The following is a 24019-nucleotide window of genomic DNA, read 5'->3' as shown; positions in this document are numbered from 1 at the left end:
TCTTCTCACTGAATTGAATTTGACAAATTCAAGACAAAGAACGCAGGAAGGAAAAGACGTTCCCTGCACTGCGACCGCGCAAGGAACCTCGCCTGTGATCCATTGTCTTCAACTAGTTTGAACGCTCTCTAAACTTCCTTCTCAGTAGACGTATCTGTCCTCGATGATTGATTTCATCCTCCATCACGTGGTACCAGATATAATAGAAGTTATAGGAAACCCCGTTTCCCCACCTTCTTTCTTCATCCAGCCATTGATCTGAAAGCTGAGAGAAAGAGGAGACAGTAACACTCCGAATCCTTTGTAACGCTTCAAGGTACTCATCCACCTCCAACCCCTGATAGTGCAGATTGGCCGGATTCCCCAAGTTAAGGGTCTTACCCCATGTGTCTGCTTCTTCATCAGTCAGGTCCCTTTCTTCAAAAGAGATGATCTGATGGACAAATTCAATTGCTGCAATATGCATGAGCAGACTTGCGATGGTATTGCCACTGGGGTCGTCCATATACTCAAGCTCTTCCCGGCTGATTCCACTTACTTCTTCCATCGTCACGCTCCTGGTATGCTCCAACATGGATATCAGTTCACCAATCTTATGATCGAAGCCTTCTTTCCTTGTAATCCTATAATCAATCACGGTCATGCCCCCTTGTCTTGCTCATTTTAACAGGGTTTTTCAGGAAAAACAGACTGATATTTTCCATATAGGCATGCTATACTTAAGGTATAAGCGAAAGGGATTCAGAGCATGTGCTCTGAATCCCTTTTTCGGTTCAACCCTTTTTCCTTACCATGATAAAGTAGGCTACTACAGCCACGGCTTCACAAATGGCAATGACGACAGCCATGGGGACCGCTGAAGCCCCGTCACCCAGTCCGACGAGGGGTGCCGCCGCACCACCCAGAATGAATGGCAATAATCCAAGGAGGGCTGCAGCACTCCCTGCGTTATCTCCTTGATCACTCATCGCAAGGGAAAATACGGTAGTATTCACGATTCCGACAGTGGATACCGTCAGGAAAAGGAAGATGCAGATGAATACGACCGAGGCCTCCAGTGAGATGCTGACAATGAGCAACACGCTCGCTGATAGTCCTTGAAGGATGCCATACCTCAGCAACGATGTTTCACTGAAGACGGGAGCAAGTTTACCGGTTGCCTGGGTTGCAATGATGAGACCGAGGCCGTTCAAGGCGAAGATCAGGCTGAACATTTGTGGAGACAGTCCATAAATATCCTGCAGGACGAAGGTGGAGCCTGAAATATAGGCGAACATGGCACTCATGGCGAACCCTTGTACCAGGACATAACCCATGAAAACCCTGTTCCTGATCAAGCGGCCGAAGGTGTTGAAAACGCCTGAAATCCCCCCGGTCTTCCTTCTTTCTTCCGGTAGCGTTTCACTCAATCCGAAACAGACGGCGAGAAGCATGATTCCCCCGATGAGGGCAAGGACACCGAAGATCCCCCTCCACGACATGAATTGAAGAAGCTGCCCCCCGGCCACTGGCGCTACAATGGGTGCCAACCCATTGACAAGCATCAGCATGGCAAAGTACTTCGTCAATTCCTGTCCGGAAAAGCGATCCCGCATGCCAGCCCTTGAAATGACCATGCCGGCAGCACCTGTGAGACCCTGAATGAAACGGAGAACAATAAGTCCCCAGATTGAACCTGTGAACATACACAAAACCGATGAAATGGTGAAGAGGATCAATGCCACAATAAGCGGCTTTTTCCTTCCCACCATATCCGAATAAGGACCTACGATAAGCTGCCCTGCGGCAAGTCCGATCAGGCAGGCCGTCAGACTAAGCTGAGCAGTGGAGGCGTTCGTACCAAGATCAGAGGCAAGAGTAGGCAGACCCGGAAGGTACATATCGATCGTCAGTGGCCCGAATGCACTTAGGCACCCCATGATCACGATGAAAATGAATAAATACGTTTTTGATTGCGTGTGTGCTAATTCCTTCATGGATGACTCTCCTTTACGTTGAATAGCCATCATCATTTTAAACCCTCCAGTAACCGGAGGGTCAATAGGAATCAACCACGAACTTTAATCTGATACTCTGTCAATCGCTCGTCCTTCATGTGGGAGATGAAGGAATCGACAATCTGTCTTGTATATAGAGGTCCCTCCGTTTCCATTCCCAGTCCAGATACAAAATCCACGAGCATATTATAATAGTAGGAATCCCTCCTACGATCCTCGAGGGAATAGACTGTGGCATATGTTCCTTCCGGAAGGATGTCGTATCCTGATTCTTCTTCAAGAAGAATATACAGCCCGTCATAGATAAACCCTTCTTCACGGCTCATGTTATCCGGTGATACAAACAAGCCGACAGAACCGACCATGATGGGCGTCATATGATTGACGGTTTTCTTGATTTCCCTTAAGAGCACTTCCATATCATCAAGGGAAGAAAATGAACGCTCTTCTTTCCAAATGCTTCTCTTCGGCAGAGAGGAGAGCAAGGGCCCCCGTTCCGTTGTCTTCGCAAGCTGAAGCTGCTGAATTTTTTGGGAGAGATGCCGATGAGTTGTTTTCAATTCATCCATTTTCCTTCTCGTGGTTTCCTCGTATTTCTCAAGAGTGTGCAAGAACTGGTCCAGCGTACTGTGCTCCATTTTTTGCTTAATTTCCTTCAGAGGCACACCCAAGCCTTTCAAAAAGCTGATCATATCGAGCTGCTGGAACTGCTCGGCACGGTAATACCGATAACCTGTTTCCCCATCCGTATGATAAGGGGTGAATAGCCCGATTTCATCATAATACCTCAGGGTTTTCACTGGTATATCATAAAGCTTTGACATTTGTCCGATGGTGAACTGATTCTTCATTCCCCTTCAACCAAAAGTTTAATGAATTTTCGCTTGCCGACCTGCATAGTCATCCCCTCCTGGACCTTCACAATAAGGTTTGGATCTTCCACCTTGGCTCCATCAATCTTTACGCCCTTATTCTTGATCATCTTCCTCGCTTCACTTTTGGAAGGAAGAAGATCGACGTTGACGAGCAGCTCGAGTATGTTGATCTCTTCATTCCCGTTCCACTGCAGCTCTGGGATCTCATCTGGCATACTGCCTTTTTGAAAAACAGAGATGAACTGCTCTTGTGCCCGCTCACTTGCTCCGATTCCATGGTACATCCTGACGATTATCCTTCCGAGGAGCATCTTGGCATCACGGGGGTGCATTTGCCCTGCAGACAACGAAGCTTTGATTTCACTGATCTTTTCAAGGGGAAGATCCGTGATGAGTTCAAAGTACTTCATGATAAGGTGATCGGGCAGTGACATCGTCTTGCCGAACATTTCTTCAGGACTCTCATCGATTCCGATGTAATTATGTTTCGATTTTGACATCTTATCGACACCATCCAGTCCTTCTAGAAGGGGCATAAGAATGACAACCTGCTTCTCCTTATTAAATTTCTCCTGGAAATGACGACCCATGAGCACGTTGAAATGCTGATCCGTCCCCCCAAGCTCGATATCGCATTCCAGCTGTACCGAGTCAAAACCCTGCATCAACGGGTAGAAGAATTCATGAAGGGAGATCGGTTTACCTTCCTTGATCCTCGCCTCGAAGTCATCGCGCTCCATCAGTCTTGCCACTGTGATTTTCCCCGCAAGTCCAATGACATCCTCCATCTTCATCTCACTCAACCATTTGGAATTATAGTGAAGTTCAACCTTATCCATGTCCAGGACTTTAGAAAATTGCTCAAAGTAAGTTTGAGCATTATGTTTCACCTCATCTTCGGTTAGCTGCTTACGGGCAACGGATTTCCCAGTTGGATCCCCTATCTTCCCCGTAAAGTCACCGATGATCAGCTGGATGATATGGCCGTGCTCCTGGAACTGGCGAAGCTTATTCAAAACGACCGTATGCCCGAGATGGACGTCAGGAGCAGATGGATCAAGACCCAGTTTAATTTTTAATGGTTTATTTTCAATGACGGATGTTCTGATTTTGTTTTCAAGTTCTTTGAGAGGAATGATCCCCTGTACACCTTGTCGGTAGACAGCCAGTTGCTCCTGTACTTCTTGTTCTTGTTGATCTGTCAGCTTTTGCATTGACGTTACCTCCAATAATCATTTCTAACACATGAAAAAATAAAAAAATTGCCTTCAAAAAGGGACGTGATTGCTCACGCGGTACCACCCTTCTTGAAGACAATGATTCTTCCACTCAATCGAATAACGGTTCGTCCGTTCCCCACGAATGCAGGGACGCTCAAGGATTGTAATTCACCCGACCTTTGTACCGGTTCGCACCACCCACCGGCTCTCTTAAACATGGAGATCGTCGCTACTGGATTTCCTCTCATCGCTTTACATGTGTTAAATTGAACTGATCATACCAGATTAGCAAAATATTTGCAATTTAATTTTTCTGCGGACGAAGGTCCATAAGGGCTCCAAATGTCTGGGAAGCGGAGGTGAAACTGATGAAGGCAATAAGCTCTGAGATTTCCTCATCACTGAACGATTCCTTCAGCACATTGAACAGACCATCCTGAACGTTGCTCCCCTGTACCCCGAAAACTTCCGCAAAACCGACAGCTACTGATATTTTTTCATCAAACACCTCAGGATCCGGCCTGCCCTTTGCCTGACAGTATAAGCATCCATTTTGGAATGCCAATACCCTTCTCACTTGTTCTTTTAGTTCTTTCGTCAAGTGACCGTCCCTCTCCAATGTTTCTGAGAGCTGCCCCCATCGTTCCATTACTTCTTCTTGATGTCCAAGCAAACGCATGAACGGTGTTGCGCCAATTGCAGCTGAAGCAATCCTTGTCATTTCCATCTCCTCCTTATAGAATAATCATATCAATCCCATTCACTATATTACATTCAATTCTAAAAGCAATTAGTAATTTAAATTTAAGAATTTAACCCAAATTAAAAGGAGATCATTCCATATGAAAATCGATGATATCGACAGAAAAATTTTAAACGAATTAATGCAGGACAGCAGGCTTTCCATGAGTGAGCTCGGTAGGCGAATCAACCTCTCTTCTCCATCGGTCTCCGAAAGGGTGAAGCAGATGGAATCCCACGGTGTCATCGAGTCCTATACAACGAAGATCAACCATGGAAAACTCGGAAACGACATTCAATGCATCATCGAAGCTACCGTGAAAAACGGGGACTACAAAGGGTTCAAGCAAAAAATCGCCGAGCTTCCAAACGTGGACTTCTGCTATCGGATCGCTGGGCAAGCCTGTTTCATGCTCAAGCTCCACTTTGCAACATTCGCTGAAGCAGAAGCCTTCATAGACCACATCAATCCCTTCGCCCACACCGTCACCCATTTCATCTTCTCAGAAGTCGAAACCCAAACCCTCTTCACCAATTAATGAAGCACTTACATGGATACCCAACACTTGGAGATACTATTAACGTTGCATCTAATCGAGCTCAATCAGCAGAATCAAACTAAACCGAACGGAACGTCCAAATCCAATTGCAAAATGGTGTGATGCCTGAAACTCACTCCCTCAAACAATAAGGAAAAATGTGTATAAATGACGTTCTCCCCATCACCAAAAGTGCAGTGCAGCGGAGGGTGGCCGACTCCCGCGGGAAAAGAGGGAAGGTTGGGACCCTGCAGGCGCAGCCGAAGCGGCTTAGGCTCCCTCCCCGCCGGAAAGCAGCCACCCGCAGAGGAACGGAACGTCCATGTAAAGATCCGACCACAATACAAAATCAAATGATGTGATGACTAGCACCCACTCTCACAAACAATAAGGAGAAAAGTGTATAAAAGACGTTCTCCCCATCACTAAAAGTGCAGTGCAGCGAAGGCCGGACGACTCCAATGGGAATAGAGGGATGATCGAGACCCCGCAGGCACGAGGAGGCTCGACTCCCTCCCCACGGAAAGCAGCCGGCCGCAGCGGAACGGAACGTCCATATGCAGATCCACACACAAAAAGTAATGCTGTGATGACTAGCACTCACTCTCACAAACAATAAGGAGAAATGTATATAAATGACGTTCTCCCTATCACCAAAAGTGCAGTGCAGCGGAGGCCGGACGACTCCGATGGGAATAGAGGGATGATGGAGACCCCGCAGGCACGAGGAGGCTCGACTCCCTCCCCACGGAAAGCGGCCGGCCGCAGCGGAACGGAACGACCATATACAGATTCAATTATCATCCAACTCCTACAGAACCAACACAAAAATATAAAAAATTTGTCGATACCTATTGAAAAACGATGTATTACCGAATATTATAGTAGTTGTGCTTTTTAATCGTTCGTTTTTATTGGAGGTATTACACTAATGTTTAAATTAAAGGAAAACGGCACGTCAACCAAGACAGAAATCCTTGCCGGACTGACCACGTTCCTCACAATGGCTTACATCGTCGTCGTCAATCCGATCATCCTATCCGATGCAGGGGTGCCGTTCGACCAGGTATTCATGGCCACCATCATATCGGCAGCTGTCGGTACGCTCTGGATGGCACTGTTCGCCAACTACCCGATTGCCATCGCACCAGGTATGGGATTGAATGCCTATTTTACATATTCCGTTGTCGGAGGTCATGAAGATATTTCGTACTCGGTTGCCTTTGCAGCAGTATTCGTAGCCGGTATCATCTTCATCATCCTTTCGCTCACACCGTTCCGTAAGAAATTGATTGAAGCCATACCGCAAAATCTCAAACACGGAATCACAGCCGGTATCGGTCTCTTCATCGCTTTTATCGGTCTTCGTTTATCCGGACTGGTTCAAGCTGATCCATCCAATCTCGTGAAACTCGGGGATCTTCATTCTTCATCTGCCATCCTTGCTTTGATCGGGCTGGCCGTCACCCTTGTCCTCATGGTCCTGAACGTACACGGAGCCCTGTTCATCGGGATGATCATCACCGCCATCGTTGCATTCTTCACTGGTGACCTGTCGTTCAAGGAAGGCTTCGTCGCCATGCCTCATCTGCCTGAAGGGCTGATCATCTCGAACCCGATCACCGCGTTCACCGATGTGATTCAACACAGCTTGTACGCTGTCGTATTCTCCTTCTTGCTTGTGACCATTTTTGATACAACCGGTACGATGGTCGGTGTTGCCCAACAGGCAGGACTCCTGAAAAACAATGAAATGCCGCGTGCCCGAGAAGCACTCCTTGCTGATTCACTTGGGACGACTGTCGGAGCCATGTTCGGTACTAGCCCGACCAGCGCCTTCGTGGAATCATCTGCTGGGGTTTCAGCGGGAGGACGCACAGGATTGACCTCCCTTACCGTGGCTGTACTGTTCATCGTTTCAGCATTCTTCGGTCCACTTGTGAGTGCCGTATCTGGATTATCTGCCATCACGGCTCCAGCTTTGATCATTGTAGGAAGCTTGATGATCGGAAGCATTTCCCAGATCAAATGGGACGAACTTGATGAAGCTTTCCCTGCATTCCTCATCATCCTCAGCATGCCTCTTACGTCGAGCATCGCTACAGGGATCGCACTCGGATTCATCTCGTACCCACTTTTGAAAGTGGCAAAAGGGAAATGGCGCGAAGTCCATCCCCTCGTCTATATCTTTGCCGTGCTGTTCTTCTATCAGCTGGCATTCATCCCTCATTAAAGAGGAAAGGCAGCTCCCACGGTGGGAGCTGCCTTTTTAGTATGAGTCCTTCTTTACCACGTACGATCAAGGTCGCGGCTGTAATAGTTGATAGCAGCTGCATAAGATTGGATCGATTCATCTGAAGAAGTATCACACAGCTGCCCTAAAAGCAGTTCCATGGCCTTCTTCGGCTCTCCGAGGTTATAGAGCGTCATGCTGTAGAATACTGATAATGCCCTGTCCCTGTGTCTCTTAAGCCCATCCTCAAGCACTTCTTTTGATTTTTCATACTTCCCGAGGGCACGGTAGGTGCTCCCGAGTCCCGTATACGCACCGATGGACTCTTCTTCATCCAACCCGTATGTCAATGCTTTCTCATAATATTCAACGGCTTCCTCTTCAAGTCCTGATGCATCATGACTCCAGGCACATTGATAGTGCAGGCTTCCGCTTTCGGGGTGTTCGGCGATCAGCTCTTTCAATATCCTGATCGACTCCACTGTATTTCCTGACTTCCTCGCTTCGATCGCTTCGCTCATTCTATCTTCCATATCCACCCATCCATTTCAATCCGGTATGTATTCCATCAGCCAGCAGTCGTGCCATTCACCTTCGTGGAGCTCATTTTGAGGCAGGATCCGTGCTTTGCTGTAGCCGCATTTCTCATAGCAACGAATTGCCCTGCGATTCCATGTCATCGGATCCATGACCAACCGGTGCAGGCCTTTTTCAAGCATAAAATATTCCACCATGGCCTTGATCATCAGGGTGCCCACGCCTTTATTCCAGTACCGTGAATCCCCTATGAACTGATCGGTCCCATAGATGAACTCATCAAGATTCGTATATCCGTAGCGAAGCTTGGTCTCATCATCCAATGGATAGTATTGAAGATAACCGACCTTCTCCCCTTTATATTGAACGATGCAGGCGACCTTCTCTTTATCGTCATTATAAAATGCTTCCTTCACCATCTCATGGGTAAAGGGTTTGTCCCTTCCTTCGTAATACTCAAGGATCCGCGGATCGTTCAGCCAGTTATAAAGAAATTCGGCATCTTCATCCTTCAACGGCCGGACCTTGATATCACCTTTCTCATAACGCATCGTGCATCCCTCCTATGGACTTATTCCTTGCAGCTTAGTGGAATCCCTTTAAAGTTGTCGAAATTTCGTGTTGGAAATTCGATTTGGAGTATGCTACTATAAGTTTGTGAAATACTTCACATTATTATCTTCAACCCACCACTTTCATAAATCCAATTAAAAAGGGAGTATGACGGATGAAAACAAGTAAAGTCGTATTGATCGGAACAGGCTTTGTCGGTTCAAGCTATGCTTTTGCCCTTCTCAATCAAAATCTTGTCCACGAGCTCGTGATGATCGACATGAACGTCGAAAAAGCTATAGGAGACGCCATGGACCTTAATCATGGTCTCGCATTCTCATCCCCAATGAAAATACGTGCAGGAGCGTACAGCGACTGCCGCGATGCAGATCTTGTCGTGATCACAGCTGGCGCCAATCAAAAACCTGGTGAAACGCGGTTGGATCTTATTGATAAAAACGTCCGGATTTTTAAGACCATTGTCGATTCGGTGATGGAGAGCGGCTTTGATGGCATCTTCATCGTAGCCACTAATCCCGTTGATCTATTAAGCTATGCCACATGGACTTTCTCCGGTCTCCCAAAAGAAAAGGTGATCGGCTCAGGGACGATCCTTGACACCGCAAGGCTCCGCTATCTGCTGGGTGAATACTTTCATCTTGATACGCGAAACATCCATGCCTATATCATGGGTGAACATGGCGATACCGAATTTCCGGTCTGGAGTCATGCCACCATCGGGGCCAGCTCCCTTGGTGACCTGGTCGATCTAACGGATCCACAAATCCAGAGCGACCTGCAGGACCTTTTTGAAAATGTCAGGGATGCAGCCTACCATATCATCGAGAAAAAAGGAGCCACCTACTACGGGATTGCCATGGGTTTGGCCCGTCTCACCAAAGCCATACTGAATGATGAAAACAGCATCCTTACCATCTCTTCCCTCCTGGATGGGGAGTATGGGCAGCACGGTGTCTATACCGGAGTGCCCGCCATCATCAATCGACAAGGAATCAGGAAGGTCGTCGAACTCCCACTGGATGAAACAGAGCACAAGCAATTCACAAAATCCATTGATACATTGAAGCACGCCATGAGTACCGGTTTCCCTTCTGATTTATAGACACGCACACACGAACCTCCTCCTCATACAATGATACCAACATGAATGGAGGAGGTTCTATTATGTACGATCAGAGACAATTCCTACCCGGCTTTCCCGGCGGTGGAGGTTCCGGGGGCAGTGGTTTCCCTTCCATCCCCGGACTTCCAAATGTATTCCCGCCATCCCCGCCACCTGGGCAAGGGGGCAGCAGCGGGCCCCCATCGCCTTCTCAGGGCGGTGGACAAAATCAGCCGCCACCTGGACCTCCACCTAACTTCCAGCCTCAGAAGACCGTCATGCAGGGCGGCCCTGGAGGAACGTCGACGTTTGCCGTGGACCCGGGTTCCATCCGGAGATGCCTGTTCCGCTATACCTATATCTGGCTCAACCGGGATGCTTTCTGGTTCTACCCTGTCTTCCTCGGCAGAAGGTCCATAGCAGGGTGGAGATGGATCGGATTCACATGGGTGTATTTCGGAATCGATCTCGATAAAATCGAATCCTTCACATGTGTATAACACGATGTTTCCATACATGCGCGTGACCGATTCCCGTGGGACCATCACCGTATCAGGAGAACACACCTCTTATGGAGCGCCTGATGAAGCCCTGCTCACATTAGGGGTGATGACTGAAGGCCCCGATCTGCAAAAAGCCCAGCAGGAAAATAACGAAAACATAAAGAACATAGTCGGGACGCTTCAAGCAAACGGAGTTTCAAAAAGTGATATACAGACGGCAAACTATCAAATCATCCCCCGCTATTCCTTTGAAGATGGAAAGCAGATCTTTAACGGATATGAAGTCGTGAATATTCTGCGCATCCACCTTAGAAGCATTGAAAGGGCGGGAAAGATCATCGATGACGCCGTGAAGGCCGGAGCAAACCGGGTGGAAGGGATCCAGTTCCTCTCCTCCCATTCCACTGCCCTTTATCAGCATGCCCTTGAACAAGCGTTTCAGGATGCCCTGGCAAAGGCCACGGTCCTTGCCAGGCAGTCTGGTCAGGAGCTGGTGCCTGATCCGCTTTCTATCAAAGAAGGTCAATCCGTTGAGTTCCCTTCCCCTATGAAGCTCGCAGTTCAGGAATCTGCCATCCTGCCGGGTGAAATATCCGTTAAGGCTTCACTCATCGTTACGTTTACTACGCATTGATTTCACCAAAAAACGGCTTCCAGGAGCCGTTTTTTTTATTACTTTTTAATATAATCCGCAAGCCTCTCGGCAGACCGGGCCACTCCTTCTTCATCCAGCATCCTGACGCCTTGCTCGATGAATGCCGGAAGAAACGTCGTTCCGATCAGATTCGATGTTGCCTGGAACGGCTTCAATAGCTCGCTCATGGCATAATGGTTCTTTCCTCCAGCCTGGTAGGCCTCTGCCGGTGAACCCGTTGACGTCGCAATCAGAAGTTCTTTGCCATGAAGCTTCGTGCCTTGGCTGCCGTATGCCCAACCATAGGTCAACACGGCATCGATCCATTCCTTCATCAGCGCAGGGGCACTGTACCAGTAGAAAGGGAACTGCAGGACGATCCTATCGTGTTCTTCGACCAACTTCTGCTCACGTGTTACGTCGATTTGGAAATCCGGATATTCGCGGTAAAGGTCGTGGACCGTCACATCGCCCTCTTCCTCCAGCCTCTTTACCCAGGCTTTGTTGACGATTGATTCGTCCATTCGCGGATGTGCAGCGATTACCAATACGTTCATGTTCAATCTTCCCTTCCCAGCTGTTTTGCTTTTTTTGTACAGGCATCCATTGCCCTTACGATGCTTCCCTTGAAGCCACTCTTTTCAAGTTCAATGACGGCTTCGATGGTAGCCCCTCCCGGTGAACAGACCGCATCCTTCAGCTCTCCAGGATGGCTGCCCGTTTCAAGCACCATCTTTGCTGCTCCGAGGAGCGCCTGGGCTGCCAGGTTATATGCCTGCTTTCTGGGGATGCCCTCTTTCACCGCACCGTCTGCCAGTGCTTCCATGAACATGAAGGCATAAGCCGGTGACGAGCCGCTGACGGCAGGAATGGCGTCCATGAGGCTTTCGTCCAACTCTTCTGCTTTGCCGAAGCTCTCAAGAACGGCATGGACTATCTCACGCTCGCCTTCTCCTACCCTGCCATTAACACAATACGCTGTCATCCCTTCTCCTACAAGGGATGGCGTATTCGGCATCGTCCTGACGATTTTAGAGTCCGGAGATAGAACCGATTCCATCCAATGAAGCGTAATACCTGCGGCCATCGTGATGACGATGGTATCCGGCTTCAAGTTCTCCCTGATGGAGGAGAGGATCTCCTGGTGTTGATCCGGTTTGACTGCGATGAACAACAAGTCAGAAAATGCCGCTACCTCTCCATTGTCCAACGTGGTATTGATTCCGTATTTTTCTTCTATTCTCTCGACGGTTCCGCGGGTTTTGGCGCTCGCCATGACAGATGTCTTATCCACCAGTCCGGAGCTGACGATGCCGCCTATGATGGCCTGCGCCATATTTCCACAGCCGATAAAGCCGATTGATTGTTTCATTCTCTACACCTCTTCTTCCACCTATGAATCATATCAAAAAACCACTGAAAGGAAAAATGGTTCACATCTGGACACAATGACATATTCAAAAACAAGTAAAAACCCGAACTTCGTTGCTTGATCGCAGGCAACGAAGTTCGGGTTTTACTATGGCTAAAACACATTTGTCCCAGCCTCAATCGATTCTAGCGGTTGTCGTAGATTGCCTCCCAATCGAGATCGACCATTGGTTCCTTTTGCCTGAGCCTCTTCCTCAATCCATCGAGGAGCTCTTTTTCTCCCTGAGGAATAGTGGCCAGGTCCCACTTCTGGTGGAAAACGGAGTAAAGGGTCAAATCCCTTAGGAGGAGGAACTGAGGAATCCGCAGGAACCATTCTTTCGGAACCGGGCATTCGCTCTCATACCCCCTCAGGAACGAACGAAGGAAACCCTCTCCGAAGGCAGAACGCACGTGAAGGGGATCACCTCCATGCTTCGACCAGGTTGCATAGTATAGGGGGATGGCGATGTCACTTGCGAAGTAAAACCACATACTATCATCAAAATCAAATACGTGGAGATCTCCTTCCCTTTGATCGTAGAAGAAATTGCCATGATGGATATCAGAGTGGATTAAACCGTATGTATCCTCGGATCGAGGAAAAGTCTTGATTTCATCGATTGTCTTTTTTCCAATCTCTATGATATCCTCTTCCTCTTGGGGAAGATAACGCTCGAAATTCAGGATTTCATCTTCATCCCAGGCCATTCTTGCCTTTGAAGATGGATCTCGATAGTGTTTTGTAATGGTATGCATCTTCCCAGTAATACTTCCCCACTTTTCGAAGAGCCTCTCATCAAAGTGATCGGAGTTCGCTCTTACAGCCACCCCCGGTGCTTTATCAAATAAGCTGACAAAAAAGGATCCGTCATCCCCAGCCAGTTCTTCCACAAGGCTGCCTGTACGGGATTGATGAGAGAGGGAGACGTTCAATCCATGCCCATGGAGGAAGTTGATCCATTTCATTTCCGCTTCCAACTCATTTTGCCTGCGGTGGGAGCTATGGGTGATTCTCAGGATGTAAGAAATCCCTTCCTTTTTCACTTCGTACACATAGTTTTCAAAATCACCCAGCTTTCGGGCATCTGAAGCATCACAATCAAACATTCCTGCCGCTTCGTTCAATCCTTCCTTCGTCCATTGTACGTCTATCCAAGATTCCATTGTGTTTCCTCCTGTTTGCAGTACTGATCTTCCTCTACTATTTCGTCTGCACGGGGAGTTTTTCCTGCCAAAAAGAAAAAGGGCCGATTATCCGGCCCTTCCCTGAATCCATTCATCGATTGTTTTAATGACTTCATCCTGCTGATCCCATACTGAGTTTGTTGCTTTCCCGTCTCCCTTTTGGGCACCGTACACACCGAAGCCTGCGTGATTCCCGCCCTTGACTTCATGAAACTCCGTATCTGCAGGCAGGAGGGATTTGCTCTTGTCGATCTTTTCCTTGGTAGCCAGGCCGTCATTCTCGGCCCAGATACTCAGAAACGACAGGTCGGATGAAGAAAAGTCTGTGGACTCGGCAGGGTACGATGCAAGGTAAATGATCCCTTTCACCTTGTCCGGGTGGTCAGCAGCATAGCTTGATGCAGCAACGCCCCCTAGAGAATGTCCCGATAAGTACCATTCCTCCACACCCTTATATTCTTTCATGATCTCATCCGGTACGTTCACCCCGAAGAATGCAAGGTTCAATGGTACATCCGGAATCACCACGGTATACCCCCGCTCAGATAGCTCTTGCCCAATATAGGCGTAGGCCTCCTTTTCCACTTTTGCCCCGGGGTAAAGGATCACACCCTTATCCCCCTCTCCTTCAAACACCAGCCACTTGCCATCCTTTGCCTCGGCTTTTTGAAGGTCCACTTTTTCCTTAAGCGATGAAGTGGCCGAGTAGGTTTGCTGGGACCATACATAAAAGGATAGACCTCCTATGACAATCAAAGCGAGCAGAAGAATTCCTGCCCATTTAAAAAATCGTTTCATGCTGAACCCCTTCTTTCTCAAGATTTATTGTCCCAACATTGTCAGGACTCCATCCACTAAAAAGAACCAGCCGCGGCTGGTTCGCATCATTTTTCTTGGAAGGAAAGACTCTTTTCACTCATCAGGTACTGCAGAGCCGTTTTGAAACTAAGAAAGCTTTTGATCTGCCCGACTTCCCTTACATCTGATTGAATCACGATCTGGGTAAGGGACGGGGTGAACCCGACGAAAAGGATTTCGATTCCCATAAGCTGTACCGCTTTGGCCATATTATGAATATTCATGCCGAACACGTCAGTCTCACCGATGTCCTTATCCCTTATACCGGAAAAATCAATGATGATCGTATTGATGTCCTGATTATAGGATACATCCAGGATTTTCGTGATGATGGCCTCAAACCTTTCCTGGGACAGTCTTCCCATGATTGGGATGAGAATGGTTTCAGGAACGATGGAAGGAATGACAGGTGCCGAAATATCCGTGATTTCTCGCTCTGCTTCCTCCAGTTTTCTTTTCAATTCCTGGACCTCTTCTTTTAGCTTAACGATTTCCTGTGTCTCCACACTCATACTGTAACCTCACATGAACATATTTTTTACGCTATGACTAGTGTAGCACTACCCTATGTAAAGTTTCTATCCAAATGTACCGGGACCTCTGGAAAATTTCTACTCTGGGAAAAGATACATGATTGAACGTTCGACCAAAAAAGAAGACCAGCCCGGCTGGTCTTCGATCAAGCAAGTGCTGCTTTGTCACCTGAGTTGTGAAAGAAGCTTTTCATCGCATGGAAAACATCCGCTTTCTGCTTCAAGATATAATAACGGAAATCTTCGTTCTTAATGTTTTTATATGCCGACATCAAGGTCGAGTGGCGGTTATACTGATTCACTTCCCCATACCCGAACATACTCGATACCTTCATAAGCTCCTCCACCAGTTTGACGCATCTGACGTTATCAGATGTGAGATTATCTCCATCGGAGAAGTGGAATGGATAAATATTATACCTGCTCGGTGCATATTTGTAGTCGATGAGCTCCAAAGCCTTCCGGTAGGCGGACGAGCAAATCGTCCCTCCGCTTTCCCCCTTTGAAAAGAAGTGTTCTTCAGAAACGACCTTTGCCTCGGTGTGGTGGGCGATGAACTCAATCTCCACCGTTTCATATTTCGTCCTGAGGAAGCGCGTCATCCAGAAGAAGAAACTTCTGGCCATATACTTTTCCCAAACCCCCATAGATCCGCTTGTATCCATCATGGCCAGTACAACAGCCTTGGATTCCGGCTTCAGCACTTCATTCCACGTCCGGAACTTCAGATCCTCCCGTGTAATCGGATGGAATCCAGGTGTCCCCGTCATGGCGTTCCTTTTGAATGCCGACATCATGGTTTTCTTTTTATCAATATTGCCCATCAGGCCCGTCTTGCGGATATCGTTGAATTCAATATGTTCCACCGTCTGCACGTCCTGCTCCTTTTTCTTCAGGTTCGGCAGTTCAAGCTGTTTAAAAAGAGCATCTTCAATTTCCATGAGGGAGACCTCGGCTTCGTAGTAATCTTCACCGGCTTTGTCCCCTGCCCCTTTCCCTTTTCCGGGCCCTTGTTGAGGGTTCCCATCCCTGGCAACAACATCCCCCACCTGGCTTTCTCCATCACCCTGGCCGACGTGCTTGTTTTTATCATAATTATAGCGGATCTTGTATTCATCCAATGACCGGATCGGTATCTTCACAACGTCTCTTCCATTAGACATGACGATGTTTTCTTCTGTGATCAAATCCGGAAGATTATTCCTGATTGCATCCTGTACTTTTTCCTGATGACGCTGTTGATCGTCATGACCTTTACGGTGGAGGGCCCAATCTTCTTTGGAAATGACAAATTGATGATTTTCCATCTGGCTCAAACGTTTCCCCTCCTTATCTTTTTATCACATATAGCAGTATCGGTGCATACACTATGATGGCTGCCCGCACTCATTTTTCCCGTCATAAGAGAAACGGGGATTACTCTATCCTATGCAAAAGCATCGATAAATTTACAAATAATTTCGACAATGATAGAAAAGCGGAGGGGGCTTGCTTTGAGGCGACAAGCATAAGATGGAATGGGCGGAAAGGCGTCCTTTGCCTTTTTGACCAGACCAGCTTATGACCTCGAGCCTCAAGCCCCTGGAGCTGGACATCAAGAAAAGCGGAGGCGGGTCGATCTGACCCGACAAGCATAAGACGAGTGACCCGGAAAGGCGTTCTTTGCCTTTTTGGGTTGCTTGGCTTATGACCTCGAGGGTCAACCCGCCGGAGCTAGACATCGAGAAAAGCGGAGGGGGCTTGCCCTGAGGCGACAAGCATAAGATGGAATGGGCGGAAAGGCGTCCTTTGCCTTTTTGACCAGACCAGCTTATGACCTCGAGCCTCAAGCCCCTGGAGCTGGACATCAAGAAATGCGGAGGCGGCAGGACCTGACCAGCCCTACGTACAAACCCCTAGTGCATACTTATGCTATTCCCAGCAACCCTACCACCGGACAACAAAAAAACAGGCGTACTTTCTCACCTGTTCATCCTTCTTCATATTGAGCCGGGTCTGACTGACGATTATTCAGCTTGAGTTCTTCACTTGAACGGAGCTTTTCCATCTGTTTTCCCAGTCTTATGACTTCATCCAGATTGTTGGCCATCGTACCGTTAAAAGGTTCTTCCTGCAAGATCGGTTTGTCATGTGTGGACATCCCTTCACCTTCCTTCGAAGAATACCAGCTTTGAATTCAGCTTACTATATTCTGATTATTCTTTCAACTTTTATCTTTATCTTTAAATTGTACGGGGTCGGGCTGCTTATTATCTTCCTTTAGTTCCTCATTCGTGCGGAGCCGTTCCATCTGCTTTCCGAGCTGCTCCATCTCTTCCATGTTACCAGCCATTGAACCATTCTCAGGTTCTTGTTCATGATTTTTTTTCATCCGTCTTCACCTCTATTACTAAATTTCCCGTAATGGTGGTTTCTAAACCGATGAGTTAGAGATTCAAATGATTAAGAAAGCCGACGGCACTTGGCCGACGGCTCACCTTTTAACGATTCAGGAGACTTCCTACATAGCGAAGGAGCTCATTGGCACTTGTTGAATTATATCCGTGCTCATCGATGAGTCTCGCCACGACTTCATTGACCTTTTTCAGCTGTTGCTCATCAGGCGTCTTGGAAGATGTCGTGATCTTCACAACGTCTTTCAGATCGGCAAAAAGTTTCTTCTGGATGGCTTCCCTCAGGCGATCATGGGAATTGTAGTCGAACCGCTTCCCTTTACGTGCATAGGCGGAAATTCTGATGAGGATCTCTTCCCTGAACGCTTTTTTCGCATTTTCAGAGATCCCGATCTGTTCTTCGATGGAGCGCATGAGTTTTTCATCCGGATTGATTTCTTCCCCGGTGAGCGGATCATGGAGCTTCGCCTTGTTGCAATACGCTTCGACATTATCGAGATAGTTATCCATGAGGGTCTTGGCCGATTCTTCATACGAGTACACAAAGGCTTTCTGTACTTCTTTCTTCGCAATGTCATCGTATTCTTTTCGGGCAAGTGATATGAAGTTCAGGTATTTCTCCCGAAGCTCGGCTGTGATGGACGGATGCTGATCCAGTCCTTCCTTGAGTGCACGGAGGACATCCAATGCGTTGATCGTCGGCACTTCTTTCCGGATGATGGTAGAGGAGATTCTGTTGATCACATACCGTGGATCAATTCCGCTCATTCCTTCATCCTGATACTCTTTTTTCATTTCATCAACGTCGGCCGAGTTGAATCCTTCGACACTCTCGCCGTCGTACAGGCGCATTTTTTTGATGAGGTCGATATCTCCGCGTTTCGGTTCTTTCAAGCGCGTCAGAATCGTGAACATGGCTGCCACCCTCAGAGTATGTGGGGCCACATGGACATTATTCACATCGCTCTCATTGATCATTTTTTCATAAATTTTTTCTTCCTGTGTGACTTTGAGATTATACGGAACCGGCATGACGATGATCCTTGAGTGAAGGGCCTCATTCTTCTTATTCGCAATAAAGGAGCGGTACTCCGTTTCATTCGTGTGGGCCACAATCAGTTCATCTGCAGAAATCAACGCAAATCGTCCGGCTTTAAAATTCCCTTCCTGTGTCAGGGATAATAAATGCCACAGGAACTTTTCATCACATTTCAGCATCTCCTGGAACTCCATCAGTCCACGGTTTGCTTTGTTCAGCTCCCCGTCGAAGCGGTACGCCCTCGGATCAGATTCGGATCCATACTCAGCAATGGTCGAGAAATCGATGCTGCCCGTCAAATCGGCAATATCCTGGGATTTAGGATCGGACGGACTGAATGTCCCGATACCGACACGTTTATCTTCAGAGAAAAAAACCCTTTCCACTTGCACATCCTCGATGCGTCCGTGGTACTCCTTCTCGAGCCTCATGGTATTAAGCGGGGATAGATTCCCCTCGATCCGGATGCCATATTCTTCAAAGAATTCCTCCCGGAGATGCTGAGGAATGAGATGAAGCGGATCTTCATGCATCGGACAACCTTTGATGGAGAAGACCGCTCCTCGTTCGGATCTTGAGTATTGTTCCAGACCCCGTTTCAACATCGCCACCAGGGTCGACTTTCCTCCACTGACAGGACCCATCAGAAGAAGGATCCGCTTACGGACATCCAGCCGCTTCGCCGCCGGATGAAAATATTCTTCTACCAGGCGTTCGAGTGCTTCCTCTAGACCAAATAATTGATCACTGAAGAAATTGTACTTCCGCTTGCCTTCTATATCCTCCACGCCTGCGTCTTTGATCATATTAAAAACCCGTGAATGTGCTGACTGACCGACCCACTGTTTTTCTTTCAGTAGATCCAGGTACTGTGCAAACGTCCCTTCCCATTTCAGCTTTTCTTCTTCTTCTCGAAAATGTTCAATTCTTTTTAAGATATCCATAAGGACCTCCCCTTGTCACTTGTTGAGAGACGATTAATATACTCTATGCTCATCCTCCTCTGAACATGTTAAGAAGATAGGATTTATCAAGGGGAATTAAGGAATGCTACTGAACGCGTTTCCAAAAAAAAGTTCACAACATTTGTAAAATAGGCTATACTAAAACCAGACTGTATGACAAGTTCATCTTGGGAGGTCTTGAAATGAATTTTATTTTGATTTTAGGAGTATCCTTGGCTTTCTTGACTGCAATTTTCACTGCAGGCTACAATGACAAGCCCGGCTCCAACTAAACAAAAAAACTGACCCCATCGGTCAGTTTTTTTGTTTCATCGCTTATTGAATCCTTTTTTCTCCACAAACTCCTTCATATACATGCGGGGTCTGTTCGAAAGCATATTGGCCATCTGGCCGCTCCAGCGGTCGGATCGTTTCCCAGCGGTACGGGCGTGGTAATAGGAAGAAATGGTATCATCGTACTCTTTCAATGTATCCTTCATCTTCTCTTCATCCCGTTCATATCCATCTTCATGATAGATGGCTTCAAATGGAAGCCTCGGTTTCACGTCGGATTCATGTGCAGGGTGTCCCACTGCAAGACCGAACAACGGAACGACCCGGTCGGGAAGATTCAGTACTTCACTTACTTGTTCAAGATCGTTGCGGATCCCGCCGATATAGCAGATACCAAGACCCATGGATTCTGCCGCAAGCGATGCGTTTTGCGCGGCCAATGCCGCATCGATGAGGGCCACCATGAATTTTTCGGTACTTTCAAGTGTCGGAACCACATCGGCTCCTTCCCACTCACCGATCTTTTCATGTCGATGGAGGTCGGCACAGAAAACGAAGAAGTGACCGTTATGCTCTACATAGGATTGATTCCCGGCGAGCTCGGCGAGTTTCTTCTTCTTCTCAGGGTCCTTCACCCCGATGATCGTATATGCCTGTATGTAGCTAGACGTGCTTGCAGCCTGAGCAGAGCCTACAATCGTACGGATTTCCTCATCAGTCAAGGTTTGATCCGTAAACTGTCGGATGGAACGGTGCTTGAGTATCGTTTCTATTGTTTCATTCATTAGTATCATCTCCTTGATTATTAGTATAAACCAAACGAAAAAAGGAATGAAAATCATTTGATTTTCATTCCTTTCATTCAACCCGCATCAATTGAGTCCGGGGTACCCTTTTTGACGAAGGGCCTCATACACGAGGATCGCCGCAGTATTGGACAGGTTCAATGAGCGCACATTCCCATTCATCGGAATCCGCAGCGCACGGTCCATATTCTGTTCGATTATCTCATCGGGAAGACCAGTCGTCTCTTTTCCAAAGATGAAATAATGATCTTTCTCTACATCGCTGTAGTCGAACGTTGTATGGGGGATCTTACCGTATTTGGTCAGATAAAAGAACTCCCCATCAGCGTTCTTTTCGAAGAATTCCTCCAAGGAATCATAATAGATGATCTCAACGAATTCCCAATAATCCAACCCTGCACGCTTCAGCATCTTATCGTCCGTGGAAAAACCAAGTGGACGGATCAGGTGGAGCGTCGTATCAGTGGCTGCACACGTACGTGCGATATTCCCCGTATTGGCGGGGATTTCCGGTTGATATAAAACAACATGTACTCCCAAGTGTTGTCACCTCATTCTTAAAACTATAGATGACATTATACCACTATTATAAAAAGGTTGTCAGCGATCGTCCATGATCGTCAGGAATTTATACTTGATGTTGGGGGTGTAAGCGGTGGAATCCTCGTAGTTCCAGTACCTCATGCGGCAATTATACGTGTGGGCATTCACCAGTGGCATCCCGTCTGCATCCCTCCCCGTCACGATGGTCGTATGATCGAACCGTCCGTCCCCTTCGAAATCATAGCAAATCACATCCCCAAGTTTCAGCTTATCGGGAGAGTCCACCAGCTTCCCTCGGAGTCCCACGGATGAATTCGGGATATACTGCCGCAGGGAATGGGCGACGGTCCAACTGTAGCTCCAGCTCTGATTCCTCATCCACCACCCTTTTCCCTTGGTCGGGTATCCCCTCATGGGGGCATCCCCTGCATGAAGGCACTGTGAAATGAAATTCGTACAGTCGTTCTCGAACTTTTTAAAGGCAGGGTTATAGCTGTTCCACCATTTTTCAGCGTATTGAACGGCAGCATGGCGATCATAGTGATATTCGAGCCTTTCCCCTTCTCCCGACACCTCCTCATCTACACCAGGCTCCATGGCAGGAATGGGCTCTTCCACGTCTTCATAGATCACTCCGCCATAATGAACAGCTCTCCGGTTTTCCACTTCCTCTTCAAGATAGTAGTGATCTCCATGCTTGATGAAATACGTATAGTGAACAGAATAAGTGACCTTTTCTGTATCGTCCCTTTGTTTGTCGATGGTATGGATCCTTCCAGTCGCTCCCACCTTGAGCAGCAATGCCTCACGCTTCCTGAAGGACTCCTTCTTGCGATTGACCTTCTCGAACTCCGAGTGACTGCTTGAAGTGAAATCATTGATCACGACCCCGATGTTCCCCATTAATACCCTTCTGATCATACGCTCCCCTCCTCCCTAATGGGTATGCGGTGAAGGAAACAAAAAGAAGCCGCTCCCTTAAGGGCGGCTTCTATTCTGTCATCAAATGGAGACCCTTTTGAATTTCTGCCAGTACTTCGGGGTCCGCTTCCTTCTCGATCTGATGTTTCAACGCTTCTTCCACTTCCTGTCCACCGATTTTCCCGAGGGCCCAGGCCGAGGTTCCCCTCATGACAGGACGGACATCATTCTTCAAAACCCCTATCAGATCAGGGATTGCGGTTTCATCTTTGTAATGTGCAAGTGCAATGATGGCGTTTCTCTGGATGGGCTTCTTCCCCCTCCAAGAACCGGAGATGTGACCGTATGTTTCCTTGAAATCCCGGTTTGAAATCGTCAGAAGCGGCTTCAAGAGCGGTTTGGCCACTTCAGGATCCGGCTCCATTTCCTCATGGAGGTGAAAGTCTTTTCCCTTATTCTCAGGACATACCGTCTGACATGTATCGCATCCGTAAATCCGATTACCCAGCTTGACCCGGTACTCATCCTTAAGGAATCCCTTTGTCTGCGTCAGGAATGCAATGCACTTCTGAGCATCGAGCCTGCCCCCCTCTATCAGGGCGCCAGTCGGACATACATCCACACATTTATTGCAGGTGCCGCAGCCGTCTTCAATGGGCTTGTCCGGTGAAAAGGGTAGATTGGTGATCATCTCCCCAAGGTAGACGTACGAACCGAATTCAGGTGTAATGATCGAGCAGTTCTTCCCGCTCCATCCAATACCCGCCCGTTCTGATACTGCTCGGTCCACGAGTTCTCCTGTGTCCACCATGGACCTGAACCGTGCCTCAGGTATACGGGACACGATGTATTCTTCGAGCTTCTTCAACCGATCCCTTAGGACATGATGGTAGTCCGTTCCCCAGGAAGCCCTGCAGAAGATCCCCCTACGTTCACCCCTCTTGCTCCTTGGGGCGTCCTTCATCCTTGAAGGGTAGGCAAGGGCGATGGCAATGATGGATCGGGGTTGATCGAATGTGAGGGACGGGTCAACACGCTTTTCGATGTCCGGTTCTTCAAAACCCGATTGGTACCCCGCCATTTCCTGACGAATGAGGCGATTCTTCATTTCCGTGAATGTATCCGCCGTAGTAAAGCCGATCTTATCGATGCCGATCGTTTTACTATAGGAAATGATATCCGACTTCAACTGTTCCATGTCCATGTTCATCTGCCTCCTTTCTCTCGTTCGCATGAATGCATTGTACTATGATAAACTATTTCAAACGAAATGTGGAGGGAAATGAAGTGGAAATCATCATTGATTCAACATTGAAAGAAAAGGTCCCCGATTTCAAGGCAGGGATCATTCACTATAGGGGCATCGAGGTCGGGGAATCCCCACAGATGCTCAAAGGGCGTCTTCAGCTTTTTCAAGAGTCCATTTACTTTGACCTTCAGGATCAAAGCGTGACGGACTTTCCGGGGATCAGCGAATGGCGAGATGTATTCAGGAAGACCGGAAAAGATCCCAACCGCTACCGTCATTCAGCTGAGGCGCTCTACAGGAGAATCGGGAAACAGAATTATCTAGGTACGATCAATTCGGCTATCGACCTCAATAATTTCTTTTCCCTCCGCTATCAGGTGCCCGTCGGAGTATACGACTGGAACAAGGTGGACGGCAACTCCCTCACCCTGCGCGTAGGGGGGCCCGGAGAATCGTACAAAGGGCTGAACGGCAGGGACAATTCACTTGAAGGTCTGATCATTGCTTGCGATGGGTCGGGTCCATTTGGAAGTCCGTTTGTGGACTCGGCACGTGCGCCTGTCGATGAGAAGACAACGGAGGCTGTTCAGATCATCTACATGAGACCTTCACTGTCATCGGACGAATGCGATCAGCTTACTTCTTCCCTCGAGGAAATGTTCATCGGCATCCACGGCGGTGAAGCCACACATACGGTCGTCACGACGGATTATTGATAGTACTCCATTGGACAAAACCATGATAGGTGATTTTTGCCTTTTGGTTTTGTCCTTTTTTATAGGGTATTGGGAGGAACATAGACCGTTCCTTTTCACTCCAGGGACTTGCTTTCCACGGGGAGGAAGTCGAGCCTCCTCATTCTTGCGGGGTCTCGATCATCCCTCTTT

Annotated in this window: 26 protein-coding genes and 1 other annotated feature; of the genes, 6 read left to right on the top strand and 20 right to left on the bottom strand. The window is 47.9% G+C overall.

What is annotated here, in order from left to right; translation table 11 throughout:
- Positions 1–112: 112 nt before the first annotated feature.
- The 5 genes from ABJ225_RS00270 to ABJ225_RS00250 form a co-directional block, all read right to left on the bottom strand.
- Positions 113–637: a DinB family protein gene (locus ABJ225_RS00270; protein ID WP_347317859.1), complete on the bottom strand. Its 525-nt coding sequence runs from the start codon at positions 635–637 to the stop codon at positions 113–115.
- 136 nt (positions 638–773) lie between these two features.
- A complete protein-coding gene (locus ABJ225_RS00265; protein ID WP_347317857.1) occupies positions 774–1976 on the bottom strand; it encodes a multidrug effflux MFS transporter in 1203 nt (400 codons plus the stop codon).
- Positions 1977–2047: 71 nt separating this feature from the next.
- Positions 2048–2848, bottom strand: coding sequence for a MerR family transcriptional regulator (locus ABJ225_RS00260; protein WP_347317855.1), 801 nt, complete (start codon positions 2846–2848; stop codon positions 2048–2050).
- Positions 2845–4086: a tyrosine--tRNA ligase gene (gene tyrS / locus ABJ225_RS00255; RefSeq protein WP_347317853.1), complete on the bottom strand. Its 1242-nt coding sequence runs from the start codon at positions 4084–4086 to the stop codon at positions 2845–2847. The genes ABJ225_RS00260 and tyrS overlap by 4 nt, the downstream gene beginning before the upstream one ends.
- A 57-nt stretch (positions 4087–4143) precedes the next feature.
- Positions 4144–4349, bottom strand: a binding site (T-box leader).
- A gap of 47 nt (positions 4350–4396) precedes the next feature.
- Positions 4397–4813, bottom strand: a complete 417-nt coding sequence (locus ABJ225_RS00250) for a carboxymuconolactone decarboxylase family protein (RefSeq protein ID WP_218245662.1) — start codon at positions 4811–4813, stop codon at positions 4397–4399.
- A gap of 121 nt (positions 4814–4934) precedes the next feature.
- On the opposite strand from ABJ225_RS00250, the gene ABJ225_RS00245 reads away from it, so the two are divergent.
- Positions 4935–5372, top strand: a complete 438-nt coding sequence (locus ABJ225_RS00245) for an Lrp/AsnC family transcriptional regulator (protein WP_218245661.1) — start codon at positions 4935–4937, stop codon at positions 5370–5372.
- A gap of 931 nt (positions 5373–6303) precedes the next feature.
- A complete protein-coding gene (locus tag ABJ225_RS00240) occupies positions 6304–7605 on the top strand; it encodes an NCS2 family permease (protein ID WP_053427686.1) in 1302 nt (433 codons plus the stop codon).
- Positions 7606–7658: 53 nt separating this feature from the next.
- Here ABJ225_RS00240 and ABJ225_RS00235 read toward each other — a convergent pair whose 3' ends face one another.
- Together ABJ225_RS00235 and ABJ225_RS00230 are read right to left on the bottom strand one after the other, a co-directional pair.
- The gene (locus ABJ225_RS00235; protein WP_218247871.1) at positions 7659–8138 is read right to left on the bottom strand and encodes a tetratricopeptide repeat protein; all 480 of its coding nucleotides are present in this window, start codon (positions 8136–8138) and stop codon (positions 7659–7661) included.
- Positions 8139–8153: 15 nt separating this feature from the next.
- A complete protein-coding gene (locus tag ABJ225_RS00230) occupies positions 8154–8693 on the bottom strand; it encodes a GNAT family N-acetyltransferase (RefSeq protein WP_347317850.1) in 540 nt (179 codons plus the stop codon).
- Between the two features lie 176 nt (positions 8694–8869).
- Between ABJ225_RS00230 and ABJ225_RS00225 the strand changes: the two genes are divergently transcribed.
- The 3 genes from ABJ225_RS00225 (at position 8870) to ABJ225_RS00215 (ending at position 10954) form a co-directional block, all read left to right on the top strand.
- Positions 8870–9817, top strand: a complete 948-nt coding sequence (locus tag ABJ225_RS00225; protein WP_218247869.1) for an L-lactate dehydrogenase — start codon at positions 8870–8872, stop codon at positions 9815–9817.
- Positions 9818–9879: 62 nt separating this feature from the next.
- The gene (locus tag ABJ225_RS00220) at positions 9880–10317 is read left to right on the top strand and encodes a hypothetical protein (protein WP_048004482.1); all 438 of its coding nucleotides are present in this window, start codon (positions 9880–9882) and stop codon (positions 10315–10317) included.
- Positions 10318–10321: 4 nt separating this feature from the next.
- Complete coding sequence (locus ABJ225_RS00215; RefSeq protein ID WP_159129514.1) at positions 10322–10954, top strand: SIMPL domain-containing protein; 633 nt, start codon at positions 10322–10324, stop codon at positions 10952–10954.
- A gap of 38 nt (positions 10955–10992) precedes the next feature.
- On the opposite strand, the gene ABJ225_RS00210 is transcribed toward ABJ225_RS00215, so the two are convergent.
- From ABJ225_RS00210 to queG, 13 genes are all read right to left on the bottom strand, one after another.
- Positions 10993–11511: an NAD(P)H-dependent oxidoreductase gene (locus tag ABJ225_RS00210; protein ID WP_218247867.1), complete on the bottom strand. Its 519-nt coding sequence runs from the start codon at positions 11509–11511 to the stop codon at positions 10993–10995.
- A 2-nt stretch (positions 11512–11513) separates the two neighbouring features.
- Positions 11514–12326: a pyrroline-5-carboxylate reductase gene (gene proC / locus ABJ225_RS00205; RefSeq protein ID WP_252266327.1), complete on the bottom strand. Its 813-nt coding sequence runs from the start codon at positions 12324–12326 to the stop codon at positions 11514–11516.
- A 185-nt stretch (positions 12327–12511) separates the two neighbouring features.
- Complete coding sequence (locus ABJ225_RS00200) at positions 12512–13531, bottom strand: phosphotransferase enzyme family protein (RefSeq protein ID WP_347317846.1); 1020 nt, start codon at positions 13529–13531, stop codon at positions 12512–12514.
- A gap of 87 nt (positions 13532–13618) precedes the next feature.
- Positions 13619–14350 carry an alpha/beta fold hydrolase gene (locus tag ABJ225_RS00195; protein ID WP_347317844.1) on the bottom strand — a complete coding sequence of 244 codons (732 nt, stop codon included), beginning with the start codon at positions 14348–14350 and terminating at the stop codon, positions 13619–13621.
- Positions 14351–14436: 86 nt separating this feature from the next.
- A complete protein-coding gene (locus tag ABJ225_RS00190) occupies positions 14437–14922 on the bottom strand; it encodes an STAS domain-containing protein (protein WP_347317842.1) in 486 nt (161 codons plus the stop codon).
- 167 nt (positions 14923–15089) lie between these two features.
- On the bottom strand, positions 15090–16250 hold the full coding sequence (gene yhbH / locus ABJ225_RS00185) for a sporulation protein YhbH (protein ID WP_481900600.1): 1161 nt from the start codon (positions 16248–16250) through the stop codon (positions 15090–15092).
- A 662-nt stretch (positions 16251–16912) separates the two neighbouring features.
- The gene (locus ABJ225_RS00180) at positions 16913–17083 is read right to left on the bottom strand and encodes a hypothetical protein (RefSeq protein ID WP_156183351.1); all 171 of its coding nucleotides are present in this window, start codon (positions 17081–17083) and stop codon (positions 16913–16915) included.
- Between the two features lie 63 nt (positions 17084–17146).
- Positions 17147–17314 (bottom strand): hypothetical protein, encoded by a 168-nt coding sequence (locus ABJ225_RS00175; RefSeq protein ID WP_201303138.1) that lies wholly within the window; start codon positions 17312–17314, stop codon positions 17147–17149.
- 109 nt (positions 17315–17423) lie between these two features.
- Positions 17424–19319, bottom strand: a complete 1896-nt coding sequence (locus ABJ225_RS00170; RefSeq protein WP_056538275.1) for a PrkA family serine protein kinase — start codon at positions 19317–19319, stop codon at positions 17424–17426.
- Positions 19320–19648: 329 nt separating this feature from the next.
- On the bottom strand, positions 19649–20398 hold the full coding sequence (gene nfsA / locus ABJ225_RS00165; protein ID WP_053427697.1) for an oxygen-insensitive NADPH nitroreductase: 750 nt from the start codon (positions 20396–20398) through the stop codon (positions 19649–19651).
- Between the two features lie 87 nt (positions 20399–20485).
- Positions 20486–20959, bottom strand: coding sequence for a tRNA (uridine(34)/cytosine(34)/5-carboxymethylaminomethyluridine(34)-2'-O)-methyltransferase TrmL (trmL, locus tag ABJ225_RS00160; RefSeq protein WP_347317837.1), 474 nt, complete (start codon positions 20957–20959; stop codon positions 20486–20488).
- Between the two features lie 60 nt (positions 20960–21019).
- The gene (locus tag ABJ225_RS00155) at positions 21020–21883 is read right to left on the bottom strand and encodes an amidase domain-containing protein (RefSeq protein WP_347317835.1); all 864 of its coding nucleotides are present in this window, start codon (positions 21881–21883) and stop codon (positions 21020–21022) included.
- Between the two features lie 70 nt (positions 21884–21953).
- On the bottom strand, positions 21954–23087 hold the full coding sequence (queG, locus tag ABJ225_RS00150) for a tRNA epoxyqueuosine(34) reductase QueG (RefSeq protein ID WP_347317833.1): 1134 nt from the start codon (positions 23085–23087) through the stop codon (positions 21954–21956).
- A gap of 83 nt (positions 23088–23170) precedes the next feature.
- Here queG and ABJ225_RS00145 point away from each other — a divergent pair, with 83 nt between their 5' ends.
- On the top strand, positions 23171–23848 hold the full coding sequence (locus ABJ225_RS00145; protein WP_347317831.1) for a B3/B4 domain-containing protein: 678 nt from the start codon (positions 23171–23173) through the stop codon (positions 23846–23848).
- Positions 23849–24019: the final 171 nt, after the last annotated feature.

Source organism: Rossellomorea sp. RS05 (assembly GCF_039822645.1).
Taxonomy (GTDB): Bacteria; Bacillota; Bacilli; order Bacillales; family Bacillaceae_B; genus Rossellomorea; species Rossellomorea marisflavi_B.
This window is presented reverse-complemented; position numbering and strand designations above follow the sequence as displayed.

What these genes read in the sequence shown, in the direction of transcription:
- ABJ225_RS00245 (WP_218245661.1), top strand. Translation starts at nt 4,935, where the DNA reads ATGAAAATCGATGATATCGACAGAAAAATTTTAAACGAATTAATGCAG.
- ABJ225_RS00230 (WP_347317850.1), bottom strand. Translation starts at nt 8,693, where the DNA reads ATGCGTTATGAGAAAGGTGATATCAAGGTCCGGCCGTTGAAGGATGAA.
- ABJ225_RS00225 (WP_218247869.1), top strand. Translation starts at nt 8,870, where the DNA reads ATGAAAACAAGTAAAGTCGTATTGATCGGAACAGGCTTTGTCGGTTCA.
- ABJ225_RS00260 (WP_347317855.1), bottom strand. Translation starts at nt 2,848, where the DNA reads ATGAAGAATCAGTTCACCATCGGACAAATGTCAAAGCTTTATGATATA.
- ABJ225_RS00240 (WP_053427686.1), top strand. Translation starts at nt 6,304, where the DNA reads ATGTTTAAATTAAAGGAAAACGGCACGTCAACCAAGACAGAAATCCTT.
- ABJ225_RS00215 (WP_159129514.1), top strand. Translation starts at nt 10,322, where the DNA reads ATGTTTCCATACATGCGCGTGACCGATTCCCGTGGGACCATCACCGTA.
- ABJ225_RS00170 (WP_056538275.1), bottom strand. Translation starts at nt 19,319, where the DNA reads ATGGATATCTTAAAAAGAATTGAACATTTTCGAGAAGAAGAAGAAAAG.
- ABJ225_RS00200 (WP_347317846.1), bottom strand. Translation starts at nt 13,531, where the DNA reads ATGGAATCTTGGATAGACGTACAATGGACGAAGGAAGGATTGAACGAA.
- ABJ225_RS00180 (WP_156183351.1), bottom strand. Translation starts at nt 17,083, where the DNA reads ATGTCCACACATGACAAACCGATCTTGCAGGAAGAACCTTTTAACGGT.
- ABJ225_RS00250 (WP_218245662.1), bottom strand. Translation starts at nt 4,813, where the DNA reads ATGACAAGGATTGCTTCAGCTGCAATTGGCGCAACACCGTTCATGCGT.
- nfsA (WP_053427697.1), bottom strand. Translation starts at nt 20,398, where the DNA reads ATGAATGAAACAATAGAAACGATACTCAAGCACCGTTCCATCCGACAG.
- yhbH (WP_481900600.1), bottom strand. Translation starts at nt 16,250, where the DNA reads ATGGAAAATCATCAATTTGTCATTTCCAAAGAAGATTGGGCCCTCCAC.
- ABJ225_RS00190 (WP_347317842.1), bottom strand. Translation starts at nt 14,922, where the DNA reads ATGAGTGTGGAGACACAGGAAATCGTTAAGCTAAAAGAAGAGGTCCAG.
- ABJ225_RS00195 (WP_347317844.1), bottom strand. Translation starts at nt 14,350, where the DNA reads ATGAAACGATTTTTTAAATGGGCAGGAATTCTTCTGCTCGCTTTGATT.
- ABJ225_RS00220 (WP_048004482.1), top strand. Translation starts at nt 9,880, where the DNA reads ATGTACGATCAGAGACAATTCCTACCCGGCTTTCCCGGCGGTGGAGGT.
- ABJ225_RS00235 (WP_218247871.1), bottom strand. Translation starts at nt 8,138, where the DNA reads ATGGAAGATAGAATGAGCGAAGCGATCGAAGCGAGGAAGTCAGGAAAT.
- queG (WP_347317833.1), bottom strand. Translation starts at nt 23,087, where the DNA reads ATGGACATGGAACAGTTGAAGTCGGATATCATTTCCTATAGTAAAACG.
- ABJ225_RS00210 (WP_218247867.1), bottom strand. Translation starts at nt 11,511, where the DNA reads ATGAACGTATTGGTAATCGCTGCACATCCGCGAATGGACGAATCAATC.
- proC (WP_252266327.1), bottom strand. Translation starts at nt 12,326, where the DNA reads ATGAAACAATCAATCGGCTTTATCGGCTGTGGAAATATGGCGCAGGCC.
- ABJ225_RS00175 (WP_201303138.1), bottom strand. Translation starts at nt 17,314, where the DNA reads ATGAAAAAAAATCATGAACAAGAACCTGAGAATGGTTCAATGGCTGGT.
- tyrS (WP_347317853.1), bottom strand. Translation starts at nt 4,086, where the DNA reads ATGCAAAAGCTGACAGATCAACAAGAACAAGAAGTACAGGAGCAACTG.
- ABJ225_RS00265 (WP_347317857.1), bottom strand. Translation starts at nt 1,976, where the DNA reads ATGAAGGAATTAGCACACACGCAATCAAAAACGTATTTATTCATTTTC.
- ABJ225_RS00155 (WP_347317835.1), bottom strand. Translation starts at nt 21,883, where the DNA reads ATGATCAGAAGGGTATTAATGGGGAACATCGGGGTCGTGATCAATGAT.